Here is a 22490-nt window from a genome sequence, read left to right as displayed (position 1 = left end):
GTCCTCTAGCCGTGCAGGGTCAGCGCGGAGTCTGGGGCGGTGGAGCCGGCGAAGCGGCCTAGCCTGAAGGGGCTGAGATCGAAGCGCGGCTGCCGCATCAGCGCAAGATCGGCAAGGATTTCGCCGGTGATCGGACCGATGCCGAAGCCATGCCCGGAAAAACCTGCTGCGACGACCAAGCCGTCGATCCCGGTATGAGCATCGATCGCCGGGAGCGCGTCGGGCGTGAGATCGATCAGCCCGCCCCAGATCCGCGAGACTCCGGCATCCGCCATAACTGGTAGAACCTGCGTCACCCGATCGATCAAGGTGGCGATGTCGGCTGCGCGCGGTGCGAGAGTGTCGGGGCTCCAGGAGCCGGGCTCATGCGGCCAGTCGCCGATGCCGGTGGTGACGCGCAAGCGCCCGTCGACCTCTTGCCGGCCGGCTGCATCGGCATTGGCGACGCCGAAAACCTGCTCGAACAAGGGCGGCAGCGGCACGCTCTGCAGGACGCAGACCAGCCTGATCCGCAGGGGCAGGTCGAGCCCGAGCGGCCGCAGCAGTTCGGGCGCATGGATGCCTGTCGCCAGGATGACGCGCCCGGCGGAGACGATCTCGCCATCATTCGTCTCGACGCCGCTGATCGTATCGCCGGAGCGGATCAGCGCCCGCACGCCGACGCCGTCGCGGATCACCGCGCCATGGCGTGCGGCCGCTGCGGCGAGGGCTCGCACGGCCGGAATCGGGTCGGCATGGCCATCGCCCGGACAGAAGGATGCGGCGAGGATCGATGGCGCAATTGCCGGCGCGATCGCACGGATCGCGGCATTGTCCGGTAGGTACTCGATCTCGAGTCCATGCCCGCGCTGCTGGACGACGAGCTCGCGGATCACCTCGACTTCCGCTTCCGTCCGCGCCAGGCGCAGATTGCCGCGCCGGCGGTAGCCGGTCGCGGCCTCGAGCTCCTCGTCGAGCCCGCTCCAGCGCGCCACCGCAGCCTTCGCCAGCGGCAATTCGGCCGGGTCGCGGCCCGATTGCCTGACGCCGCCGAGCGTCCAGCCCGACGCCATCGCCGCGAGGCTGCGCGCCTCGAACAGCGTCACGGAATGGCCGGCGCGCGCGATCTCATAGGCCGCCGCCGCGCCGCTGATCCCTCCTCCGACGATGACGACGTCAGGCATCGGGCCAAACCTCAGGAGAGGTCGACGCTGATGCGCTTTTCGGCCTCGTCGGGCTTGCGGCGCTTATAGGCGGTGACCTCGAACTCGACCTTGAGCTCGGGCTGGCCGAGCGGCGTGCAGGTTGTGGTGTTGGCGGGGTCGATGCCCCTGAACTTGCGCCCGACGACCTCGTTGACCTCTTCCATATCGGCGATATCGGGCACGAAGACCTTGATCGCGACGACGTCCTTCAGTGAGGCGTTCACGGCGGCGAGCGCGCCCTCGATATTGCTGAAGGCCTGCTCGGCCTGGCCCTTGGCATCGCTGGCGATGGCGCGGGTCTTGTAGTTGCGGCCGGCGGTGTTGGAGACGAAGATCATGTCGCCGGCGACGACGACCCGCGAGTAGCTGTTCAAATCCTCATATTTGCTGCCGGATTTGACTTTGATGATCTCGCTCACGGGAGGCCTCCTTCAGGCATGGTGCGCCGGGCTCGACGGGTTTCGTCATGCGGCCGGCGATCTGTTGGCCGGCTCGAGAGAGCGGCTTGGTGTATACCATTCAAGCCTTTCACTGCTGTCAAGACGATCAAACGCGAGGCCAGGCGGCGCCGAGCCGTGTTCGGTGAGACGGTTTTTGCCCGTAGCGGCCCGCGTTTGGCGGTGCGCGAGGCCGATCCGCTCGAAAACAGCTTTCTCCGCGGCGTGGTTGGCTCGGCCGATTATTTCGTGATGGCATCCATGACGGAGAAGAATAGGCTGCCTGTGGTTGTCGGCTCCGGTCGATCGCCGTGATGCAATGGCACGCCCGATGCAGGGCGCGCTGCGCCAGCCGAGGGCCACGATTGACAGTTTGGTATACACCAATCCATGCTGGCTTCAGGCTGATAAAAAAGGGGATTTCCGATGACGATGATTTCGCGCCGCGCCCTCCTTGCCGCCGGGGCTAGCTTGCCGCTGGTCCGAGGCTCCGCCTTTGCGCAAGCCTCAGGGAAAGTGCTGCGCTTCGGCCTGTCGAGCTTTCCGCCGAGCATGCAGCCCTGGGTCCATACCGGCACCGCCGCGTTGACGGTCAAGCTCTTGATCTTCCGCGGCCTGACCGGCTTCGACGAGAACGGCGAGGCCAGGCCCGAACTCGCGGAATCCTGGACGCAGGACGGACCGACCGGCTGGCTCTTCAAATTGCGCCAGGCCACCTTCCACAACGGCAAGCCGGTCACGGCCGAGGATGTGAAGTGGACGCTGGAGCAGGTCGCGGCGCCAACCTCGACGGCCTTCCTCAAAGCCGAGTTCGGCGGTGTCGAGCGCATCGAGACACCCGATCAGCGCACCGTGCGCATCGTCATGAAGGAGCCCACCGCCACATTGCCGATCTGGCTGGCGAGCCCGCATATGCCGATCATCGCCAAGGACTCGATCGAGGGCCGGACCGGTCTGGGCGTCGGCGCCGGGCCGTTCATGCTGAAGGATCAGGAACGCGGCGTCTCGATCGAGGTCGCGAAGTTCGACAAATACTACAAGCCCGGCCTGCCCAAGCTCGCCGGCGTGAAGCTCGTCGCCTATGCCGACGAGAACCTGCGTGTCGCGGCACTGCAGGCCGGCGATATCGACCTGATCGAATATGTGCCCTGGCAGCATATGGGCGTGATCGAGAAGGATCCGCGCCTGACGCTGGTTGCCGCCGACGGCCCCTTCATGGGGCTGAACTTCAATGGCGGCAGCGGGCCGTTCAAGGATGTGCGCCTGCGCCAGGCGGTCGCCCATGCCATCCGCCGTGAGGAGATCGTCCAGGCGGCCTTCTTCGGCCGCGGCAGCAAGCTGGAGAGCATCCCGATCCCGCCCTCGAGCCCCTATTTCGACAAGGCCCGCTCGGAGTTCTGGAGCTACAATCCCGACAAGGCGAAGAAGCTGATGGCCGATGCCGGGTTCGCCAAGGGCTTCTCCTGCACCCTGCTCTCGACGGCCCAGTACGGCATGCACAAATCCACCGCCGAGGTCGTGCAGGCCCATCTCGGCGAGATCGGCATCGAGGTGAAGCTCAACCTGCCGGACTGGGCAGGGCGCGTCGATGCCGCCGGCAAGGGCCGCTACGAGTTCATGATCCAGGGCACGGCCGCCGACAACAACGATCCCGACGGCCTCGCGCCCTTGATCGACGGCGAACTGCCGGCGAACATGGCGCGCAGCTGGCAGATGCCGACGCCCGAAATCCACGCCCTCTTCGTCAAGGGCCGCTCGGAGTTCGATCCCGCCAAGCGCAAGGTGATCTATGCCGAGCTCGAAAGGGTCGCACAGCAGCAGGCGCCACTGGTCGGCCTCGCCTGGCGCTCGCAGGGCTACGGCATGGTCAAGGGCGTGACCGGCTTCAAGAGCCTGCCCGGCGGCACGAACTTCTTCTCAGCCTATTCGATGGAAGAGACCTCGTTCTCCTGAGGCTGCAACCGTCATTCTCGGGCGGCGCGAAGCGCCGACCCGAGAATCTCTTGCAGGAGATGCTCGGGTCACGCCCGAGCATGACGCGCTTTGCTCACCCCGCCCGCGTCGTCCGCTCCAGTCGCGCGAAACGCTCCAGCCGGAACGGCTTGGCGTCGATCATCGAGGTTTTGCCTGCGACGAGATCGGCGATCAGCCGGCCCGCTCCCGGGCCGATGCCGAAGCCATGGCCGGAGAAACCGCTGGCGATGAAGAAGCCGGGCAGGCGCGGCACTTCGCCGATCACCGGCACGGCGTCGGGCGTCGCATCGACGAAGCCGCCCCAGGCCTGCGCGACCTTCATGCCCTTGAAGGCGGGGAAAGCCGCGACGAGATTGGCCTGCGCCTCGCTCAGGATCGAGTCGTAAGGCGCCGGATCGAGCACGCGGGTTTTTTCAAAGGGCGTCGTCTCGTCGAGCGCCCAGCGCCGCGTCGTCTTCGCCTCCTCCAGGAAGCGCTGGCCGAGCCGGAGCTTCAATTCGTGCCGCTGCTTGACGAGGGAGGGCAGGAAATCGGTCATCAGGCGGAAACTGTCGGGTACGATCTCGGCCACGCTCGCGCCGCGATGGGCGATGGTGTAGCCGCCGTCCTGGCGCTTGCGGAAGGCGAAGTCGGAGCCGCCGACGGCATGGGTCGGCGGGCCGTCGAGGGGCTCGGTGCGCAGGACCGAGCCCAGCACCTTGAGCTGCGGGAAGTCGATGCCGAGATTGCCGAGGAAGAGCCGCGACCAGGCGCCACCGGCGAGCACGACGCGCTGGCAGGCGATCGTGCCGCGCTCCGTCACCACCGCGCTGACCCGGCCGGCCTTGGTCTCGATGCCGCGCACGGCGCAGCGCGTCAGAACCTGCCCGCCAAGCCGCTGCAGCGCGCGCGCCATGGCCGGCACAGCCTTTTGCGGCTCGGCGCGCGCATCGCTCGGCGTGAACAGGGCGCCTGCGAAAGCGCGCTTGCAGCCGGGCAGCACGCTTTCGATCTCGCGCGAGCTCAGCAGGCGTGAATCGAGCTGGTACTGCTTGGCATGGTCGAGCCAGGCCTCGTGCTCGGCGAGCTTGCCGGGCGTATCGGCGACATAGACGATGCCGGAGCGCGTGAAGCCGGTATCGCCGCCGACCAGCTTGTCCATCTCCGACCAGAGCCGCATGCTCTCCAGCCCGAGCGGGATTTCGCTGGCGTCGCGGCCCATGATCCGGACCCAGCCCCAGTTGCGCCCGGACTGTTCGTGGCCGACCTCGCCCTTCTCGCAGACGGTGACGGAAACCCCCTCCTTGGCCAGGAAGATCGCCGTCATGATGCCGATGATGCCGCCGCCGATGACGACGACATCGCTGCTCGTAGGCAATGTGGCGTCGGGGTCGATCGTCTCGATGGTGATGCCCATCAGATGGTCTCCCCGGCCGGAGGAAATGAGCCGGCTTCGCGGCGGGGGCGGGGCATCAGCGGCGGCATGGTCAGTCCTGCGGGGTCGGCGTGGAATTGCGGAAGACGACGTGGTGGGGGTGGTTCACCGATTTCATGTACTCGATCGGCGCGCCGCCGCCGTCGCGCGCCACCAGCCTCAGCACGAGGGTGGGCGAGCCGGGCTTGAGCGAGAGCAGGCGGGCTTCCATGTCGGTCGCGGTACCGACGCCGATCTCGCGATCGCGGGCGCTGGCCTCGACGCCGTAGCGGGCCTTCAGCAGCGCGTAGAGCGACTGCCCGGCGACGAGATCCTCCGCGACCAGCCCGGCGAAGCGCGCGGCCGGCAGATAGCTCGTCTCGATGCAGAACGGTTCGTCATTCACCGTGCGCAGCCGGCGGAACATGATGAGGTCGGCGCCAGCAGCGAGATCGAGCCGGCGGGCGATGCTCTCGGTCGCCGCTTCCTCGCCGAAATGCAGCAGCTTGTTGCCGGGACTGCCGCCGGAGTTGCGGATGATCCGGGTGATGCCGAGCGAGGAGCTGACCTCGATCGGGCGCGTGACCTGGACCAGGGGGACACGCGTGCCGCTGGTGCCGTTGCGCTCCAGCACATTGCGCTCGACCAGCTTGTCGATAGCCTTGCGCACGGTCATGCGGTTGATGCGCAGCGTGTCCGCCAGAACGCGCTCGGACGGAATCCGGTCTCCCGGGCCGTAATCGGGCCCGTTGATGAGGTCGAGCAGGTAGTCCTGCACCTCGACATAGATCGGCTTGGCCCGCTTCACGGGTTCGCGCATGGCTGGCGTCTCTCGAATTCCCGTCGTCGCGTTGAACTGGGATAGAGCATCGGCCCGAAAAGTGGAATCCGGTTTTCGGAAGAAGCCGATGCAAAATCAAGGAGCTACAGCATCGGACCGAATACGATATTCGGTCCGATGCTGTAGCGCCCGGTTCCCATCACTGGAAGCCGAAAAACACGCCAGACCAACCCAGGTGACGACATATCCTGGTTGATTGGACTATGCTTGACAGCAATTGGTATAGCTGATTGGTATACACCAATTCTCGCTCGTCAGGAAGTGGCTTGCTCTCATGTCCATCGCTTACGACCGCGCCCGCGTGCTGGACGGCCTCGCGCAGACGCAGGCTGCGGTTCCCGAGGCTTTCGCGCTCGGCCGCAAGCTCGCCGCCGGCGTCGACAGGATCTATCTCGTCGCCGCGGGCTCGGCCAACCGCGCCATGCTCGGCATCGCATACTGGCTCGAGCATTATTCGCCCGGCATCGAGGTGCGCCGCTACTTCCCGGCCGAGTTCATGGCGATCGATCCGCCCCGGCTCGATGGCCGTACAGTGGTGCTGCTCGCCTCGAAATCGGGCACGACGCCGGAGACGGTCGCCGCCGCGCACTTCCTGAAGGACAAGCCCTGCCAGGTCGTGGCCTTCAGCCAATATGCCGACAAGCCGCTGGCGCAGGCCGTGCCGCAGCATTTCATCGTCGGTGACACCAGCGAATCCTTCATCGCCATGTTCATGCTGATGCAGGCTCTGGTCGGTGGCATCATGACGGAGAAGGAAGGCTGGCCGCTCGGCGACAAGCTGCTCGCCTCGCTCGACGCCTTGCCGCGCGCGATTGCCGACGCGGCCGAGCAGAACGAGGAGCGCGCCGCGGCCGATGCGGCGCTCTACGCCAAGGACCGGAATTTCTATCACGTCGCCTCGGGGCCGGGCTTCACCACGGCCTATGTCTTCGGCGTCTGCATCCTGATGGAGATGCTCTGGCTGCACAGCTACCCGATCGAGGCGGCCGAGTTCTTCCACGGCCCCTTCGAGATCGTCGACCGCTCGACGCCGCTGATCCTGATCACCGGCGAGGATCCGAGCCGCCCGCTGATGGAGCGCGTCTCGAGCTTCTGCGACACCTATGCCGAGCGCGTGATGAAATATGATTCCCGCGATTTCGCGATGAAAGGCATCGCGCCTGAAATCCGCCCGATCGTGGCGCCCTATATCCTGCAATCGGCGCTGAAGCGCTTGTCGGTGCATCTCTCGGTGCTGCACAACCAGCCGCTGACGACCCGCCGCTATATGTGGAAAGTGGCTTACTGAGCGGAGCGCGGCGATGGCCCACAGGCTGCTCGGCCTCGGCGACAATACGGTCGACACCTATGTCGATCGGGGTCTGCAGTTTCCCGGCGGCAACGCCGTCAATGTCGCCGTGCTCGCCCGCAGGCTTGGCGCGCAGGCCGGCTATCTCGGCTGCATCGGCACGGACGTGGCTGGCATGCTGTTGGTCGATGCCTTGCGGCAGGAGGGCGTCGATACCGCGCAGTGCCGCGTTCTGCCCGGCGGCAATGCGCGCGCCTTCATCGGCCATGACGGCAATGACCGCCGCTTCCTGCGCTCGGAGCGCGGCGTGCGCGGGCAATGGGGTGGCTTCGGCGCTGAAGACCTCGCTTATATAGCGGGCTTCGATCTCGTCCATTCCAGCGTCTATAGCGAGCTGGAGGCCGAGCTTGAGACGATACGAGGCGCCGCCCGCCTGCTGTCCTATGACTTCTCCGAGCGCTGGACCGACGCCAATCTGGCGGCGACGCTGCCGGCGCTCGACATCGCCTTCCTGTCCTTTCCCAATAGCTCGGATGCGGAGTGCCGCGCATTGCTGGAGCGCTGCGTCGGTCAAGGCGCAAGGATCGCGGTCGTGACCCGGGGCGCGCAGGGTTCAATGGCCTTGTCGGACGGCGCCTTCCACGCGCAGGGCATCAGCGAAGCGCGCATCGTCGATACGTTGGGCGCTGGAGACGGCTTCATCGCCGCCTTCATCCTGCGCCTGCTGCATGGCGCGGGTCTGGATGAGGCGCTTGCCGCCGGCGCCGATCACGCCGCTATGGTCTGCGGATATCAAGGCGGCTTCGGCCACGGCGCGGCATGGTCGATGCCGCCCTGCACGGCGAGAGCAGGATGCGAAAAAGTGGGCACCGGTTTTTCGCATTGATCCTGCTCTCACTTTTAGATGAGAGACGGATTCAGATGTCAGATGGGATCACTTCGTGAGCCCATCTGACATCATCCGGCTCTAGAGCATGACATCGAACTGAGGGCGGGAGTGGCTTCATGGCTTGGCGGATCGGGATCGATTCCGGGGGAACTTTTACCGACGTCTGTCTGTTCGACGACGCGACCGGCGAGGTGTCGGTCTGGAAAGTGCCCTCCACGCCGGATGATCCCTCCCGCGCGATTGCGCGCGGCACGCAGGAAGGCACCGAACGCGTCGGCGCCAAGCCCAGCGAAGTCGCCTATTTCGGCCATGGCACCACGGTCGGCACCAATGCCCTGATCCAGCATCGCGGCGTCAAGACCGGTCTCATCACCACCGAGGGCTTCCGCGATCTGATCGAGATTGGCCGCCAGAAGCGCCCCGATCTCTACGATCTCCAGGCCGACAAGGCGCCGCCCCTGGTGACCCGTGATCTGCGCTTTGGTGTCTCGGAACGCCTGCGCCATGACGGTTCGGTCGAGATTCCGCTCGACGAAGAGGGCGTGCGGGTTGCCGCCCGTGCGCTGAAAGCGGCCGGCGTCAAGGCGGTGGCGATCGGCTTCCTCTATGGCTTCGTGAACCCCGCCCATGAGCAGGCCGCCAAGCGCATCGTCGCCGAGGAATTTCCGGAGGCTTTCATCTGTGCCTCGCATGAGGTCGCGCCCGAGTTCCGCGAATATGAGCGCATCTCGACTGCGGTGGTGAACGCCTATCTCGGCCCGGTCATGCAGGGCTATATCCACCGCCTTGCCGACCGGCTGATGGAGCTCGGCGTCACCACGACACCGCATCTGACGCAGTCCAATGGCGGCGTCATCGGCTTCGACATGGCCGCCCGCCTGCCGGTGCGCACCGTGCTGTCGGGGCCGTCCACCGGCGTCGTCGCCGCGCAGGCGATCGGCCAGATGACCGGTATCGAAAACCTGATCACCTTCGACATGGGCGGCACCTCTTCGGACGTCGCGCTATTGCGCGGCGGCGAGGCGAAGTTCGCCAGCGACGCGATCGTCCACGGTTACCCGATCAAGGCGCCGATGCTCGACATCCACACCGTCGGGGCCGGCGGCGGCTCGCTCGCCGCGATCGATTCCGGCGGTTTGCTCAAGGTCGGCCCGCGCAGTGCCGGCGCCGATCCCGGCCCGGTCTGCTATGGTCGCGGTGCGACCGAGCCCGCCGTCACCGACGCCAATGTCGTGCTGCAGACGCTGAACCCGACCCATCTGCTCGGTGGCCGCATGCCGATCCGGCAGGATCTCTCGAAGCAGGCTATCGGCCGGCTCGCCGACCAGCTCGGCCTCGACCTCATGGCCACCGCCCAGGGCATCATCTCGGTCGTCACCGCCAACATGGCCAAGGCGATCCGCGTCGTCTCGGTCCAGCGCGGGCACGATCCGCGCGACTATGCGCTCGTCGCCTTCGGCGGCGCCGGTCCGCTGCATGCGGCGCGGCTCGCCCGCGAATTGGAGATGAAGCGCATCGTCGTGCCGCGCAATCCCGGCATCGGCTGCGCGCTCGGCCTGCTGCTGACCGATCTGCGCGCCAATTTCGCCACCACCCGCCTCGCCACATTGGGTGACGGTCTGGTCGGCGCGATGACGGAGGCCTATGCCGGCCTGGTCGCGCAGGGCGAGCACTGGTTCGCCGAGGAGAAGGTTGCGCCCAGCGACCGCAAGCTCCGGCGCACGGCGGATTTGCGCTATCAGGGCCAGAATTACGAATTGTCGATCGACGTGCCGGAAGGCCCGATCTCGAGCGCGACCATCGCGGCCCTGGCCGATGGCTTCGCCGAGGCGCATAGGCGGCTCTACGGCTTCGTCGCCGAAGGCGAGGCGGTGCAGCTCGTGACCTACCGTGTCGAGGCGATCGGCTTCGTGCCCAAGGCGCAGTTCCGGCCGCAAGCCGATGCCGGGCCGGAATCGGATCATGCGATCATCGGCAGCCGCGAGGTCTGGTTCCCCGAGGCCGGCGGCTTCGTGGCGTGCAAGATCTATGATCGCGACAAGCTGAAATCCGGCAACGTCATTGCGGGGCCCGCGATCATCGAGCAGATGGATTCGACCACCGTGCTGCTGCCGGGGATGATCGCGACCGTCGAACCCTATCTCAACCTGATCCTGGAGACGCCGTGATGAACGCCACCGCCACCGTCACCGTCGATCCGATCACCGTCGAGGTCATCGGCTCCTCCTTCGCCTCGATCACTGAGGAAATGGGCGAGGCGCTCGTCAAGGCGAGCTATTCCACCAACATCAAGGAGCGCCGCGACTGCTCGACCGCGCTTTTCGACATCGCCGGCGACACGCTCTGCCAGGCCGAGCATATCCCGATGCATCTCGGCTCCTTCATCGGCATCATTCCGCATATCCTGAAGCGCCATCCCGTCGCCGAGATGAAGCCCGGCGACGTCTTCATCGGCAATGACGCCTATGAGGGCGGCGGCACCCATCTGCCCGATATCGTCCTGGCCGAGCCGATCTTCCATGACGGCGCGATGGTCGCCTGGGCGGTCAATACCGCCCACCATGCCGATTTCGCCGATCGCGGCCACGCCCATATCTACCAGGAAGGCCTGCGCATTCCGCCGATCCGGCTTTATGACGGCGGCGTTTTGATGAAGGACGTGCAGGAATTGATCCTGCTCAACTGCCAGGTGCCGCGCGAGCGGCTTTCGGACCTGCGCGCCCAGATGGCGGCAAACCGCCTCGGCGTCGAGCGCGTGCGGGCGCTCTGCGACAAATATGGACGCTCGACCGTGCTTTCTGCCGGTAAGGCGCTGCAGGATTATGCCGAGCGCAAGATGCGCGCCGGGATCAAGTCGATCCCCGACGGGGTCTATCTTTTCGAGGATTATTTCGACAATCCCGAAATCGACGAGCCGATGACGTTCTCGGTCGCGATCACGGTCGCGGGTGAGGAGATGAAGCTCGCTTTCGAATCCCCGCCGCAGGCGCGCGCCGGCTTCAACATGGTCTACACAGCGCTGCTCTCGACGGTCTATTACGCGGTCAAAACCGTGGCCGACCCGACGATCCCGCCCAATGCCGGCCTCGCCCGGCCGCTGACCGTCACAGCGAAGGAGGGCACGGTGCTGAACTGCGTCCACCCGGCGGCGGTGAACGGGCGCATCGCGGCCTGCCAGCGCGTCGTCGACCTGATCCATGGGGCGCTCGCGCAGGCTGTGCCAGAGCGTGTGATCGCCGCCTGCTGCGGCACGGCGGCGTCGGCGACATTCGCAGGCGAGATGCCGGGCTCCGGTCAGCTCTGGGTCTATCTGGAGACGATCGGCGGCGGTTCCGGCGCGCGCGCGACAAAAGATGGTCTCGACGGCGTCCATGTCCATATGACCAACACCTCGAACCTCCCGGTTGAGGCGCTGGAGGTCGAATATCCGCTGACGCTGCTGCGCTACGAACTTGTCGACGGTTCCGGCGGCCAGGGCCGCCATCGCGGCGGCATGGGCCTGCGCCGCGTCTACCGCGCCGAGGCTCCTTGCCGCCTCAATGTCGACAATTCCCGCCTGAACTCGCGTCCCTGGGGCATCGCCGGCGGCGAATCCGGGCAGGGTGGCTCCTTTGTCTTCAGTGATGGCGTCGGCCCCTTCGTCAGGGGCGACGGCGCGCTGGAAGCGGGGCAGATCGTCGAGATCATCACACCGGGGGCTGGCGGCTACGGCCCGCCATCGGAGCGCGCTGCGGAGGACAAGGCCCGTGATATTGCCGAGGGGCGGCGGCTGCCGGCTTAAAGCCGGATGGTTTCAGACGGGATCCAAAAGTGATCCCGCCCGAAATCTAAAACCGTCTCTCATCGAAGAGTTAGAGCATGATGTCGTCCGAAAACCGGTTCCCACTTTTCGGCATCATGCTCTGAGCGCGGTCACAGGCGCATGCCGCCGTCGACGGCGATCTCGGCGCCGTTGATATAGGCGCCCTCGGGCGAGCACAGCAGCCGCGCGATGCCGGCGCAGTCCTGTGGCGCGCCGATCCGTCCGAGCGGGATGCGCTCCAGCGCGAGCGCCTCGCGGCCGGGCTCGGCCAGGACCGCGCGGTTGCGTTCCGTGCGGATCGCGCCGGGCTGGATGATGTTGCAGGTCACGTCCGGCGCACGCAGCGTGCGGGCGAGGGTGAGGATCATGCTGGTCTGCGCCGCCTTGGTCGCGGCGTAGTAGAGGCAGTCGGCATTGGCGCGCGCCTCCTGCACCGAGCCGATCGCGATGATCCTGCCGAAGCCGCGCGCGACCATGCCGGGCAGGAAGCTCCTGATCAACCGTACGGTCGCGTGCAGATTGACCTCGCTCTGGACCCGCAGGGCCTTCTCGCTGATCGCATCCCAGCTCTCGCGGATTTCCACGGAGGCGCAGAGCACGAGGATATCGGGCTCATATCCGCGCGCCCGAAGTTCCGTCAGCATGGCGGCGGGCGCCAGCGGTTCGGCGAGATCGGCGATCAGGCTGGAGGCCGAGGCTCCGCTGCCGAGAAGCGCCGCTGTCGCGGCCTGGGCCGCCTCCCGGTCGCGATCATGCAGGATCGCATGGGCGCCGGCTTCCGCCAGCGCTGTCGCGATTGCCAGTCCGATTCCGCGCGCTCCGCCCGTGACGAGGGCGACGCGTCCTGACAGCGTCTCGCCCATCAGCCGAGCAGCGGCTTCACGCGCTTCACCGCGTCGTCCATCGCCTGTTGCGCCGGCTTGATGCCGAGCACGGCGGCCTGCGTCTCCTCCAGGAAGATGTCGTGGGCGCGGGCCTGCTCGTCGAAGGCGGGCAGATGGATACGCGAGGCCTTGAGCGCGGCGGCCTCATCGGCGGCATAGGGCATCGCGGCTTTCAGCTTCTCGTCGGTATAGGTCGAAACCCGCGTCGGGCCGTTGCCGTTCAGGGCCATGGCCAAGGTCCCGGCCTTGGACGACAGCGCCCGGATCATCTCCCAGCTCAGCGGCTTCTGCTTCGCGTTCTTCGGGATCACCAGTGACCAGAATTCGGTCGTCGGTGCGTAAGCGACCTTGCCTGCGAGGTCCGAAGCCATCGGCGGCAGCAGCGATTTGAAACGGCCGCCATATTTGCCCTTGGCCGGGTCGTTATAGGTCACGAGCCGGGCGAAGGGGTTGATCGTCATCGCGGCGCGGCCCTGCTGCATCCAGGTCGTGATCTCCTCATTGTTCACCGTCGCGAAATTGCGCGGCAGCACGCCGGCCTTGTAGAAATCGGCCAGCAGCGTCAGCGCCTTGACCATGCCTGGCTCATTGGCGACGAGCTTGCCGTCGGGGGTCATGTAGTCGCCGCCGAGACAGCGCGCGAGCGTCAGGAAATTCGAGGCGAAGACGGCAGTGAAGGCGAGGCCGTTCACCTGCGTGCCGTCGTCGCGCTTGAAGGTCAGCTTGCGGGCAAGCTCGGCCAATTCCTCGAAGCTCGCCGGCAGCTTGCTGACGCCACGCTCCTCCAGGATCGCCTCGTTGTAGATCAGCGCGTTGGTGGCGTGGCGGACGGGGATGCCGTGCAGCGCGCCATCGAGCTTCATCGGCGCGATCAGGCCGGGTGCGAAATCATCCATCGCCTCGATGGCCGAATCCTTCAGCAGGGCGTCGAGCGGCTCGAACAGCTTGAGATTGCGCGGCACGGCCCGCCCGTTGAGCAGATAGGCGACGTCGATCGTGGTCTCGCCCAGCGTCGCCTCGCGCAGCAGCCGCTCATGGATGGCGTTGACGTCGCCGAAGGTGACCCAGTTGACGGTTGCGCCGGATTGCTTGCGCCAGGCCTCGGTTGCGTCGCCGCCCGGCCCGGTCGTGGCCGAGGTTTGGTGGACGCGGTGGCCGAGTGCGGTGACGGTTTTTGCCTGGGCGCAGGCGATGCGCGGCAAGGCAAGCGAGGCCGCGGCGCCGCCCGAGATCAGGCCGAATGCGCGGCGGGAGATGGATCTGGTCATGGCTTTTCCTCCGAGGTTTGGCTCGCGCTGTCTCGCGCGTTGTGATGTGTTCGATCTCAGGCCGGCAGCAGCGGCTGCACGCGCTTGACCAGCGAGGCCATCGCCTCCTCCGGCGTCTTCAGTCCGAGCACGGCGGCTTCCGCCTCTTCCTTGAACAGGTCGCCGGCACGTGCGGCTTCGTCGAAGGCGGGCATCGGTACGCGCGCCACCTTCAGCACCTTCAGCTCCTCGGCCGCATAGGGCACGGTGCCGGCGAAGCCTGCATCGGCATAGGTCGAGGCGCGCACCGGGCCATTGCCGTTGAGCGCGGCCTTCAGCGTCGCTTCCTTCGAGACCATAGCCTTGATGAAGCTCCAGGAGAGCTCCTTGCGCCTGGCGTTCCTGGGGATGACGAGACCCCAGAACTCGACCTTGGCGGGCGCGGCATCGTATTTTCCCGCCAGCGTCTTCGAGGCCGGCACCGCGACCGTCTTGATCTTGCCGGGGAATTTCGACTTCTGCGGGTCGTTGTAGATGCGGTTGCGGCCCATGCTCTGCAGGCTCATCGCGGCGCGGCCGGTCTGCATCCAGACATTGACGTCCTCGGGCGAGAGCGTCGCGAAATTGCGCGGAAACGCCCCGTTTTCGAAGAGTGCGCGCAAGAGCTTGATCGCGTTCAGCATGGCCGGCTGGTCGGCGACGCATTTGAAGTCGGCCGTAATGAAATCGCCGTCCCAGGCGCGGGCGATGTCGATCACATTGGGATAGGTCACGCCTGGCATGCACAGCCCCGTCACCGCCGTGCCGTCGCTGCGGCGATAGGTGCAGGCGCGCGCGATCTCGATCATTTCCTCGATCGTCGCCGGCGGCTTGCTGAAGCCCTTCTCGGCCAGAAGCTCCTCATTGTAGTGCAGGCCCGAGGAGGCATGGCGGAAGGGGATGGCGAGCTGCTTTCCGCCGACCTTCATCCCTTCCATCAGGCCCGGAAAAATGTCGGCTGTATCCTCCAGCGGGTCGCGCTTGAGATAGTCGTCGAGCGGTTCGAACAGATTGGCGGCGCGCGGGATCGCCTGGGTGTTCAGGAGGAAACCGACATCGACGGAGGTCTCGCCGAGGCTCGCCTCGCGGAACAATCGCTCCTGCAGCGGCCCGGTGTCGAAGGTCGTCCACTGGATCGTGGCGCCGGTCTTCTGGCTCCAGTCTCTGGTGATGTCGCCGCCCTGCGCACCGGTCGCGACCGTCTGCATGACGCGGTGGGCGAAGACGTTGAGCGGACCGGCCTGCGCGAGGGCGGGCGCAGCCATCGGCCCAGCGAAGCTCAGACCTGCGATGCCCAGGCCTGCGATGCCAACCAGCAGTTCTCTACGGTCGAGCCCTTGTCCTGCCGTCATGATATTCCTCCCGGGATGCCGCGATTTCCGCGATGGCGGCTTCAGCCGCTTCGAAATGCTTGTTCATGGCGGCCTGGGCCGCCGGGGCGTCGCCGATGACGATGGCCTCGACGACGCGGACATGCCGCTCATAGGTCTGGCGCCAATCGGCCTGCGTGCGGGCCTCGCGCGAATTGAAGATCTCCATCACCTGCCGGATCACCGGTCGCAGGCCCCTGATCTGGAAATCGAGCAGGCGGTTGCCGGCTGACGCGGCGATGGCCTCATGAAAATCGAGATCGGCCTCGATCCAGAGCGGCACGTCGCCGAGCGCGGCTTCCATGCGCTGCAGAATCTCTCGCAGGCGCTCGAGATCGGCGTCGCTGCGGCGCTCGGCGCTATGGGCGGCGATCGGCGGCTCGAGGATGCGGCGCAATTCGACCGCCTCGATCAGCCCGGTCTTGCTGCCGCTGACGGCGAAGCGGAAGAAGCGGTCGAGCGGGGCTGCGTTCAGCGCCTGCACGCGCGTGACCTTGCCCTGCTGGATATGGACGACGCCCATTGCGGCGAGCTGGCGGATGGCCTCGCGCGCGATCGGCTTGCTGACGCCGAAGGAGGCCGCGATCCGCGATTCCGAGGGGAGCGCGTCACCCGGCTTCAAGCGCCCGTCATGGATCGCCTGGGTGATACGCGCGATCAGCGCGTCGCCGAGCCGCGTCGGCACGACATCGGACCCGCCGAACGGGTCGTTGTCGATCGCGGCTGCAAGGGCGGCGTCGTTCATCATCGTCTCCATGAATTGATGATTGACAGATGCTGCTCATCTTTGCAACTGATCAACCTATCAGATAAGTTGAATGTCCTGGGGAGGACAGCGCCGCCATGACGGCAAGCCGCATCACGCAGATCATCGCGCATCCCTTGCGCGCCACGCTTCCCAAGGTGCAGCGCACCTCGCAGGGCGACTATCCCGCCATCGAGCTTGTCGTCGTCGAGGTCGTGACCAGCGACGGCGTGGTCGGGTTCGGCGAGGCCCTGGCGCGGCGCGGCGCGGCCGGCTATGCGCGGTTGGTCGACGAAGTGCTCGGCCCCCGCCTGATCGGCAAGGACCCGGCCGACCGGCGCGCGCATTGGAAGGCGATGCGTGCTGCGCTTTCTGGCAGGCCCGGCGGGCAATTGGTCGAGGCGATTTCGGGCGTCGACATCGCGCTCTGGGACATCGCCGGCAAACAGGCCGGCCTGCCGATCCACAAGCTGCTTGGCGGCATCGGGCGCACGCAGGTCGCGGCCTATGCCTCCTCGATCAACTGGCTCGACGATGCGACGGTGGAAGCGGAGGTCAATGCCGCGCTGAAAGCCGGTTTCCGTGAGATCAAGGTCAAGCTCGGCCACCCGCTGAAGGATGCGATCGCCAGGGCGCGCTTCATTCGCAGGCTCGCGGGCGACGACATCGCCCTCTATGTCGACGCCAACTGGGCCTATGATGTCGATGACGCGCTGATCGTCGGCCGGGCGCTGGCCGATCTCGGCTATGGATTCTTCGAGGAACCGATCGCGCCGCATGATCGCGAGGGCTATCGTCGGCTCGCCCAGCACCTGCCGATCAGGCTCGCGGCGGGCGAAAGCGACTATGTCGCCTCCGAGGCGCTGATCATGCTGCAGGACCGTTCGTTGGGACTGATCCAGCCCGATGTGACGCGCTCGGGCGGCATCACCGAGACCTGGCGCATCGCCGAACTCGCCGCTGCCTTCAACACCGCCTACGCCCCCCATGTCGGCTGGTCGGGCGCGATCTGCGTCGCCGCCAGCCTCCAGCTCGCGGCCGCCGCCGAGAGCTTCCGCACCTTCGAGTGCATGGTCTACGAGAACCCGCTGCGCGATGCCTTCACGCATCCCGTGGTCGGCGAGGGTTCTCAGCTCACCGACGGCAAGCTCGCCGTGCCGCAGGGCCCGGGCCTCGGCATCGAGATCGATCGCGACGCGCTCAAGCGTTTCCGGCTCGCCTGATGACCGCGCGTACGCCCCTTTCCGCCATCGCGCTGGTCGGCCCCGTTCAGCTCATGGTCGGCGGCATCATCTTCCTGCCGGCGATCTATGTGTTCTGGCTCAGCCTGAACCAGTCCTCCTTCGGCCAGGCGGCAAGCTTCGTCGGCCTCGCCAACTACGCCAAGGTCCTGAGCGACCCCTATTTCTGGCGCGCGCTCGTCAACACGGTGATCGTCGTCGCCGTGGTCGTGCATCTCGAATTGCTGCTTGGCCTCTTGATGGCGCTGTTCTTCGCCTCGGGCGTGCCGTTTCGGCCGATCCTGCTCGCCATCGTGCTCGCGCCCTATGCGGTCAGCGAGGTCTCGGCCGTGGTGATGTGGCGCTATCTGTTCGAGCCCGATGTCGGGATGATGAGCCAGATGCTCTTATTCTTCGGCCTGCCGCCGATCGAATGGGCGGTGAAGCCGAGCCATGGCTTGTTCATGGTCTCGCTGCTCTCGATCTGGCTGCACCTGCCCTTCTCCTTCATCATCATCTACGCGGCCAGGCTCTCGATCCCTAGCGATCTCTACGAGGCCGGCGCGATCGACGGGGCCAGCAGCTGGACGGCGTTTCGCCGCATCACCTTGCCGCTACTCATGCCGGCCCTGCTGATCGCGGCTTTGTTCCGCTACATCTTCGCCTTCCGGCTGTTCTCCGAGGTCTGGCTGATGACCGGCGGCGGGCCGGCGCGCACCACGGAGGTGCTGGCGGTCTATCTCTATCTCGAGGCCTTTCGTTACAACGCCTTCGGCTCGGCTGCCGCCACGGGCTGGCTGCTCGTGCTCGCCTCGCTCCTGCTCGCGCTGTTCTATCTGCGCCGGCTCTACAGGGAGATGTTCGGCAAGCATGTCTAAACCACCCTCCCTCCTTCGCGCGGCCCTGAAGCTTCTCGGCGTCCTCGTCATCGTCGCCTGGTCGGTTCTGCCGATCGCCCTGATCGCGATGTCCTCGTTCAAATCGGACCGCGATATCTTCTCGCTGACCTCGCGTTTCAGCTTCGCGCCGACATTGGCGAATTACGAACTGCTCTGGAGCCGCTGGGGCGACTTCTTCTTCGGGCTCTGGAACAGCTTCATCGTCACGGTCGGGGCGACCGTGCTCGCCGTCCTGGTCTCCTTGCTCGCCGGCTTCGCCTATTCGCGTCATGCCTCCAAGGGTCTGCAGGCCAGCGCCTTCTTCCTGATCTTCATCCGCTTGATCCCGCCGATCGTGATCACGCTGCCGCTGTTTCCGGTGGTGAACTGGCTCGGGCTCAACGATACGCATCTGATCCTGATCGTGCTCTACGCCACCTTCTTCGTCTCGCTCGGCACCATCGTGATGCGCACCTTCATCGACCAGATCCCGCGCGAGCTCGACGAGGCGGCGATGATCGACGGCGCTTCGCAGATGCAGATCGTCTGGCGCGTCATCCTGCCGATGGCGGCCCAGGGCATGCTCGCGGTCGCGGTCTTCGTCATCGTCTATGCCTGGAACGAGTTCCTCTTCGCCTTCATCTTCACCACCACCAAGGCCAAGACCGCGCCTTTGGTGATCTCGGAGATGATCGGCGCGGTCGAGGGCGTCGAATGGGGCGTGCTCTTCGCCGCCTCGACCGTCCAGCTCCTGCCGGTGCTCGCCTTCGTCATCCTCATGCAGAAGCATCTCGTCGCCGGCCTGACTGCCGGCGCGGTGAAGGGGTAGAAACCAATGACCTCACCCAATTCGCAGCTCGACGACATGCGCCGCGCCATCCGCGAGGCCGATCCCAGCCTGAGCCGCTTCGACCCGCTGCCGCGCATCATCTGCCTCGACGATTTCGACCGTGGCATGTGCGGCTGGACCCAGCTCGTCGGCAATTACGAGCACTCGCTCGATGCGATGCTGCCGGGCTACGCCCAGCACAGCCATGCCATGCTCTCGACCCTGCCGAACTGGGATTTCGGCTCGCATGGCGGGGTCGACGGCTCCTATGCGCTGAAGATCGCGACGCGGCCGAAGACGGGCGCGCAGAACGTCGCGATCAAGCGGCTGACCTTCCGCAAGGCCGGCCCGATCCGGCTCGAGACCTATTTCACCTTCAAGCCCGAGGCGACCGAGCTCGAGCTTTCGGAGACCGACATCCGCTCCTTCGGCTTCCTCTACGATCTCCAGGTCGGCGACCAGCATGGCGCGGGCGGCAACCGGGTGATGCCGCATCTGCGCTTCCTCAACGCCGAGAACGGCGTGCATCTGCAGAAATGGCAGTTCAAGCGCGAGACGACGCCGATCAAACCGATCGGCACGGCCGGCAAGACGATCACGCATTACCATCTCGCCCCGACCGACTGGGAGGACCTGCCCGGCGGCGAGCAGAGGCTCTGCTACAACGAGATCCCGACCAAGGTGAACTGGCACTATCTGCGCTTCGACTTCGATCTCGCGACGATGCAGGCGACGCGCTTCCAGGTGAATGACCGCGTCTTCGACATGTCGACCTATGACTGCATCCGCATCCCGGCGATGAAGAACCTCTGGTGCATGCTGAATATCGGCTTCTTCGCCGAGACCGACACCGACAAGCGCGCCTTCGCCTATCTCGATTCCGTCTGCCTGTCGGGAGATTTCTGATGCTGCCCGAGAACCTCACCGCCATCGTCGCCCGCAACGAGATCTGGACGGGGATGAGCGCGACCGAACCCTATGAGGCCGGCTGGGCGAAGGAGGCGATCGTCTTCGTGCGGGCGCTGAAACCGCCCAAGGGCAAACTCCCCAAAGCGCGCATCGAGATCTCGGCCGACGGCATGCATTGGGCCCCGGAAGGTTCGGAATTCGACCTGCCGGCGGTGGAGAACGCCGTCACCTTCCAGCGGGTCGCCCATTTCGGCAATTTTCTGCGTGTCGCGGCGTCCTTGCCCGCGGGGGCGGAGATCACCGTGCTGGTCAGCATGCACTTCAAGGCCTGAGGCCACGGCCTCTCACGGCAGGTTCTCGCGCAGGATGATCTCGGTGCGCGGGCTTGCCGTGCCGTGCAGGGCCGGCCGCCCAGCACGCAGATTGGCGAAGATCGCGACGCAATCCATCAGCGCCGTCTGCGGGTTCTGGGTAATGACCGCATCCATCGCGCCCTCGATGAGCAGGGCCCGCGTCTCCGGCGTCAGGCCATGGCCGACGAAGACGACCTCATGCTGCCGGCCGGCCTCCTTCAGCGCCCTGGCGATGCCTTCGGGACCGCCGCCGATATTGTAGATGCCGGCGAGATCGGGGTGCTGCGCCAGGAGGGTCTTGGTCTGGCGATAATTCCTGGCCTCGTCGTCATGGCCCTCGCGCAGGCCGACGACCTCGATTGCCGGGAAGAGCTCCTCGAACAGATGCAGGAAGCCCATCTCGCGCTCTTCATGGGCGCGATAGCTCAGGCTGCCGGCGATCATCGCGACCTTGGCGGGTTTGGGCCCGATGAAGCGGGCGATGAGGTATCCGGCCGAGCGGCCCGCCGAGCGGTTGTCGAGCCCGACATAGGCGACGCGCTGTGTCTTGGCGATGTCGGAGATCAGCGTCACCGTCGGCACGCCGCGCTCGGCCAGCCAATCGACCGCTTCGCGGACAGTCGGGTGCTCCAGCGCCATGAAGGCGATGCCGTCGACGTCGCGCCCGATGCGGCGCAGATGCTGGGCCAGCAATTCGGGCTTGAAGCTCTCGATATAATCGACGCGCGCCCGCATGTTGAACGAGGCGAGCTGGTCCTGGGAGCTGCCGATCAGGCGCCCGAGCATGCCGAGGAAGCGGTTCGTGCCGGCCGGGATCAGGAAAGCCAGACGCAAGGGCTTGAGCGCGCTGGCCGGCAGGGCGCCATCCATGACGTAGCCGAGCTCGCCGGCCGCCTTCAGGACGCGCTGCACCGTGACCGCACGCACGCCGGGGCGCTGGTTCAAGACCCTGTCGACGGTCGCGCTCGAGACGCCGGCGAGCCGGGCCACATCGTCCATTCGCGCCATGAGGCGGCGGCGCGGCAGGCTCTCCGCGCCCTCGTCCATAACGTTGTCATTCTGAGAGAGGGGCATTCAAATCCAATCAAAAACCATCAGAGAATGAGTTTGACGGACCTCATCGGCAATTCCTATCGTTTTGGCAAGAAGACGACGAACAATCAGGTCGCAAGGCGATCCAGGGAGGTTACGATGACGTCATTGACCCGCCGCACGGTGCTGCGCACGCTTGCGGCTGCGCCGGCCATTCCCCTCATCGGCATGCCGCATATCGCGCGCGCCGCCGAGATCGAATTGAAATACGGCAACAACCTGCCGCTCAGCCATCCCTTGAACGTGCGCGCCGCCGAGGCTGCCGAACAGATCAAGGCGAAGACCAACGGCCGGGTCGAGATCAAGATCTTCCCCAACAACCAGCTTGGCGGCGACACCGACATGCTGAGCCAGGTCCGCAATGGCGGCATCACCTTCTTCACGCCGTCCGCCCTGGTGATCGCGACGCTGGTGCCCGTCGCCGCGATCAATGCGGTCGGCTTTGCCTTTGCCGATTACGACCAGGTCTGGAAGGCGATGGACGGCGCGCTCGGCGCCCATGTCCGCGCCGCGATCGCCAAGGTGAACCTCTTCGCCTTCGAGAAGATGTGGGACAACGGCTTCCGCCAGATGACGACGTCAGGCAAGCCGATCGAGACCGCCAAGGACATGGCAGGCCTGAAGATCCGCGTGCCGGTGAGCCCGCTCTCGATTGCGATGTTCAAGGCGCTGGAGGCCGCTCCCGCCAGCCTGCAGTTCAGCGAGGTCTATTCCTCGCTCCAGACCAAGATCGTCGACGCGCAGGAAAACCCGCTGCCGATCATCCAGGTCGCCAAGCTCTATGAGGTGCAGAAGAACTGCGCCGTCAGCAACCATATCTGGGACGGCTTCTGGTTCATCGCCAATGGCCGCGCCTGGAACGCCTTGCCGGCCGACGTCAAGACGATCGTCAGCGACGCCATCAACGAGGCCGGCGTCAGGCAGCGCGCCGACATCAAGGGCCTCAACGAGACGGTCCAGGCCGATCTGCAGTCCAAGGGCCTCGCCTTCAACAAGACCAATCCCGATTCCTTCCGCGCCAAGCTGCGCGAGGCCGGCTTCTACAAGGATTGGCAGGCGCGCTTCGGCGACGAGGCCTGGGGGCTGCTCGAAGGCGCTGTCGGCAAGCTGGCTTGA

21 protein-coding genes are annotated in these 22490 nt (G+C 66.0%); 12 read left to right on the top strand and 9 right to left on the bottom strand.

The genetic code is table 11. The annotated features are described in order from the left end of the window. Positions 1 to 5: 5 nt before the first annotated feature. Positions 6 to 1163 carry an NAD(P)/FAD-dependent oxidoreductase gene (locus J2Y55_RS25355; RefSeq protein ID WP_310159023.1) on the bottom strand — a complete coding sequence of 386 codons (1158 nt, stop codon included), beginning with the start codon at positions 1161 to 1163 and terminating at the stop codon, positions 6 to 8. 11 nt (positions 1164 to 1174) lie between these two features. Then, positions 1175 to 1603, bottom strand: a complete 429-nt coding sequence (locus J2Y55_RS25350) for a RidA family protein (RefSeq protein WP_310159022.1) — start codon at positions 1601 to 1603, stop codon at positions 1175 to 1177. Positions 1604 to 1759: 156 nt separating this feature from the next. On the opposite strand from J2Y55_RS25350, the gene J2Y55_RS25345 reads away from it, so the two are divergent. Both J2Y55_RS25345 and J2Y55_RS25340 read left to right on the top strand, forming a co-directional pair. Further along, positions 1760 to 1936 (top strand): hypothetical protein, encoded by a 177-nt coding sequence (locus J2Y55_RS25345; RefSeq protein ID WP_310159021.1) that lies wholly within the window; start codon positions 1760 to 1762, stop codon positions 1934 to 1936. A gap of 111 nt (positions 1937 to 2047) precedes the next feature. After that, positions 2048 to 3574, top strand: coding sequence for an ABC transporter substrate-binding protein (locus tag J2Y55_RS25340; protein WP_310159020.1), 1527 nt, complete (start codon positions 2048 to 2050; stop codon positions 3572 to 3574). A 94-nt stretch (positions 3575 to 3668) separates the two neighbouring features. Here J2Y55_RS25340 and J2Y55_RS25335 read toward each other — a convergent pair whose 3' ends face one another. Further along, positions 3669 to 4994 (bottom strand): NAD(P)/FAD-dependent oxidoreductase, encoded by a 1326-nt coding sequence (locus J2Y55_RS25335; protein WP_404979037.1) that lies wholly within the window; start codon positions 4992 to 4994, stop codon positions 3669 to 3671. A 67-nt stretch (positions 4995 to 5061) separates the two neighbouring features. After that, entirely contained in the window at positions 5062 to 5808 is a 747-nt protein-coding gene (locus J2Y55_RS25330) for a GntR family transcriptional regulator (RefSeq protein WP_310159018.1), read from the bottom strand. Positions 5809 to 6103: 295 nt separating this feature from the next. Between J2Y55_RS25330 and J2Y55_RS25325 the strand changes: the two genes are divergently transcribed. From J2Y55_RS25325 to J2Y55_RS25310, 4 genes are all read left to right on the top strand, one after another. Further along, positions 6104 to 7117 (top strand): SIS domain-containing protein, encoded by a 1014-nt coding sequence (locus J2Y55_RS25325; protein WP_310159017.1) that lies wholly within the window; start codon positions 6104 to 6106, stop codon positions 7115 to 7117. A gap of 13 nt (positions 7118 to 7130) precedes the next feature. Next, entirely contained in the window at positions 7131 to 8003 is an 873-nt protein-coding gene (locus J2Y55_RS25320; RefSeq protein ID WP_310159016.1) for a PfkB family carbohydrate kinase, read from the top strand. Between the two features lie 119 nt (positions 8004 to 8122). Then, the gene (locus J2Y55_RS25315; RefSeq protein WP_310159015.1) at positions 8123 to 10174 is read left to right on the top strand and encodes a hydantoinase/oxoprolinase family protein; all 2052 of its coding nucleotides are present in this window, start codon (positions 8123 to 8125) and stop codon (positions 10172 to 10174) included. Then, positions 10174 to 11787: a hydantoinase B/oxoprolinase family protein gene (locus J2Y55_RS25310; RefSeq protein WP_310159014.1), complete on the top strand. Its 1614-nt coding sequence runs from the start codon at positions 10174 to 10176 to the stop codon at positions 11785 to 11787. Before J2Y55_RS25315 ends, J2Y55_RS25310 begins: the two co-directional genes overlap by 1 nt. A gap of 131 nt (positions 11788 to 11918) precedes the next feature. On the opposite strand, the gene J2Y55_RS25305 is transcribed toward J2Y55_RS25310, so the two are convergent. Genes J2Y55_RS25305 through J2Y55_RS25290 form a run of 4 tightly spaced genes read right to left on the bottom strand, consistent with a single transcriptional unit; the run spans position 11919 to position 16093 of the window. Continuing rightward, the gene (locus J2Y55_RS25305) at positions 11919 to 12671 is read right to left on the bottom strand and encodes an SDR family NAD(P)-dependent oxidoreductase (protein ID WP_310159013.1); all 753 of its coding nucleotides are present in this window, start codon (positions 12669 to 12671) and stop codon (positions 11919 to 11921) included. After that, positions 12671 to 13960: an ABC transporter substrate-binding protein gene (locus J2Y55_RS25300; RefSeq protein WP_310159012.1), complete on the bottom strand. Its 1290-nt coding sequence runs from the start codon at positions 13958 to 13960 to the stop codon at positions 12671 to 12673. Before J2Y55_RS25300 ends, J2Y55_RS25305 begins: the two co-directional genes overlap by 1 nt. Positions 13961 to 14016: 56 nt before the next feature. After that, positions 14017 to 15330, bottom strand: a complete 1314-nt coding sequence (locus J2Y55_RS25295) for an ABC transporter substrate-binding protein (RefSeq protein WP_310159011.1) — start codon at positions 15328 to 15330, stop codon at positions 14017 to 14019. Beyond that, complete coding sequence (locus J2Y55_RS25290; protein ID WP_310159008.1) at positions 15302 to 16093, bottom strand: FadR/GntR family transcriptional regulator; 792 nt, start codon at positions 16091 to 16093, stop codon at positions 15302 to 15304. The genes J2Y55_RS25295 and J2Y55_RS25290 overlap by 29 nt, the downstream gene beginning before the upstream one ends. A 98-nt stretch (positions 16094 to 16191) precedes the next feature. Between J2Y55_RS25290 and J2Y55_RS25285 the strand changes: the two genes are divergently transcribed. Genes J2Y55_RS25285 through J2Y55_RS25265 form a run of 5 tightly spaced genes read left to right on the top strand, consistent with a single transcriptional unit; the run spans position 16192 to position 20261 of the window. Beyond that, positions 16192 to 17316 (top strand): mandelate racemase/muconate lactonizing enzyme family protein, encoded by a 1125-nt coding sequence (locus J2Y55_RS25285; protein ID WP_310159007.1) that lies wholly within the window; start codon positions 16192 to 16194, stop codon positions 17314 to 17316. Then, positions 17316 to 18191 carry a carbohydrate ABC transporter permease gene (locus J2Y55_RS25280; RefSeq protein WP_310159006.1) on the top strand — a complete coding sequence of 292 codons (876 nt, stop codon included), beginning with the start codon at positions 17316 to 17318 and terminating at the stop codon, positions 18189 to 18191. The genes J2Y55_RS25285 and J2Y55_RS25280 overlap by 1 nt, the downstream gene beginning before the upstream one ends. Continuing rightward, positions 18184 to 19020: a carbohydrate ABC transporter permease gene (locus J2Y55_RS25275; RefSeq protein WP_069689408.1), complete on the top strand. Its 837-nt coding sequence runs from the start codon at positions 18184 to 18186 to the stop codon at positions 19018 to 19020. The genes J2Y55_RS25280 and J2Y55_RS25275 overlap by 8 nt, the downstream gene beginning before the upstream one ends. Positions 19021 to 19026: 6 nt before the next feature. Beyond that, positions 19027 to 19926, top strand: coding sequence for a DUF6772 family protein (locus J2Y55_RS25270; protein WP_404979031.1), 900 nt, complete (start codon positions 19027 to 19029; stop codon positions 19924 to 19926). Continuing rightward, positions 19926 to 20261, top strand: coding sequence for a hypothetical protein (locus J2Y55_RS25265; protein WP_310159005.1), 336 nt, complete (start codon positions 19926 to 19928; stop codon positions 20259 to 20261). The genes J2Y55_RS25270 and J2Y55_RS25265 overlap by 1 nt, the downstream gene beginning before the upstream one ends. Positions 20262 to 20273: 12 nt before the next feature. Here J2Y55_RS25265 and J2Y55_RS25260 read toward each other — a convergent pair whose 3' ends face one another. Continuing rightward, the gene (locus J2Y55_RS25260; protein ID WP_310159004.1) at positions 20274 to 21329 is read right to left on the bottom strand and encodes a LacI family DNA-binding transcriptional regulator; all 1056 of its coding nucleotides are present in this window, start codon (positions 21327 to 21329) and stop codon (positions 20274 to 20276) included. 144 nt (positions 21330 to 21473) lie between these two features. Here J2Y55_RS25260 and J2Y55_RS25255 point away from each other — a divergent pair, with 144 nt between their 5' ends. Continuing rightward, on the top strand, positions 21474 to 22490 hold the full coding sequence (locus tag J2Y55_RS25255) for a TRAP transporter substrate-binding protein (RefSeq protein WP_310159003.1): 1017 nt from the start codon (positions 21474 to 21476) through the stop codon (positions 22488 to 22490).

The organism is Allobosea sp. BE125 (genome assembly GCF_031456075.1).
In the GTDB taxonomy this organism is placed as follows: Bacteria; Pseudomonadota; Alphaproteobacteria; order Rhizobiales; family Beijerinckiaceae; genus Allobosea.
Note: the sequence above shows the minus strand (reverse complement) of the source record. Positions and strands in the feature narration are given on the sequence as shown.

Excerpts from the sequence above, each read along its gene's own strand:
- J2Y55_RS25330 (WP_310159018.1), bottom strand. The coding sequence starts at position 5,808 with ATGCGCGAACCCGTGAAGCGGGCCAAGCCGATCTATGTCGAGGTGCAG.
- J2Y55_RS25270 (WP_404979031.1), top strand. The coding sequence starts at position 19,027 with ATGACCTCACCCAATTCGCAGCTCGACGACATGCGCCGCGCCATCCGC.
- J2Y55_RS25340 (WP_310159020.1), top strand. The coding sequence starts at position 2,048 with ATGACGATGATTTCGCGCCGCGCCCTCCTTGCCGCCGGGGCTAGCTTG.
- J2Y55_RS25315 (WP_310159015.1), top strand. The coding sequence starts at position 8,123 with ATGGCTTGGCGGATCGGGATCGATTCCGGGGGAACTTTTACCGACGTC.
- J2Y55_RS25320 (WP_310159016.1), top strand. The coding sequence starts at position 7,131 with ATGGCCCACAGGCTGCTCGGCCTCGGCGACAATACGGTCGACACCTAT.
- J2Y55_RS25310 (WP_310159014.1), top strand. The coding sequence starts at position 10,174 with ATGAACGCCACCGCCACCGTCACCGTCGATCCGATCACCGTCGAGGTC.
- J2Y55_RS25275 (WP_069689408.1), top strand. The coding sequence starts at position 18,184 with ATGTCTAAACCACCCTCCCTCCTTCGCGCGGCCCTGAAGCTTCTCGGC.
- J2Y55_RS25295 (WP_310159011.1), bottom strand. The coding sequence starts at position 15,330 with ATGACGGCAGGACAAGGGCTCGACCGTAGAGAACTGCTGGTTGGCATC.
- J2Y55_RS25325 (WP_310159017.1), top strand. The coding sequence starts at position 6,104 with ATGTCCATCGCTTACGACCGCGCCCGCGTGCTGGACGGCCTCGCGCAG.
- J2Y55_RS25290 (WP_310159008.1), bottom strand. The coding sequence starts at position 16,093 with ATGAACGACGCCGCCCTTGCAGCCGCGATCGACAACGACCCGTTCGGC.
- J2Y55_RS25260 (WP_310159004.1), bottom strand. The coding sequence starts at position 21,329 with ATGGACGAGGGCGCGGAGAGCCTGCCGCGCCGCCGCCTCATGGCGCGA.
- J2Y55_RS25255 (WP_310159003.1), top strand. The coding sequence starts at position 21,474 with ATGACGTCATTGACCCGCCGCACGGTGCTGCGCACGCTTGCGGCTGCG.
- J2Y55_RS25305 (WP_310159013.1), bottom strand. The coding sequence starts at position 12,671 with ATGGGCGAGACGCTGTCAGGACGCGTCGCCCTCGTCACGGGCGGAGCG.
- J2Y55_RS25300 (WP_310159012.1), bottom strand. The coding sequence starts at position 13,960 with ATGACCAGATCCATCTCCCGCCGCGCATTCGGCCTGATCTCGGGCGGC.
- J2Y55_RS25280 (WP_310159006.1), top strand. The coding sequence starts at position 17,316 with ATGACCGCGCGTACGCCCCTTTCCGCCATCGCGCTGGTCGGCCCCGTT.
- J2Y55_RS25265 (WP_310159005.1), top strand. The coding sequence starts at position 19,926 with ATGCTGCCCGAGAACCTCACCGCCATCGTCGCCCGCAACGAGATCTGG.
- J2Y55_RS25355 (WP_310159023.1), bottom strand. The coding sequence starts at position 1,163 with ATGCCTGACGTCGTCATCGTCGGAGGAGGGATCAGCGGCGCGGCGGCG.
- J2Y55_RS25285 (WP_310159007.1), top strand. The coding sequence starts at position 16,192 with ATGACGGCAAGCCGCATCACGCAGATCATCGCGCATCCCTTGCGCGCC.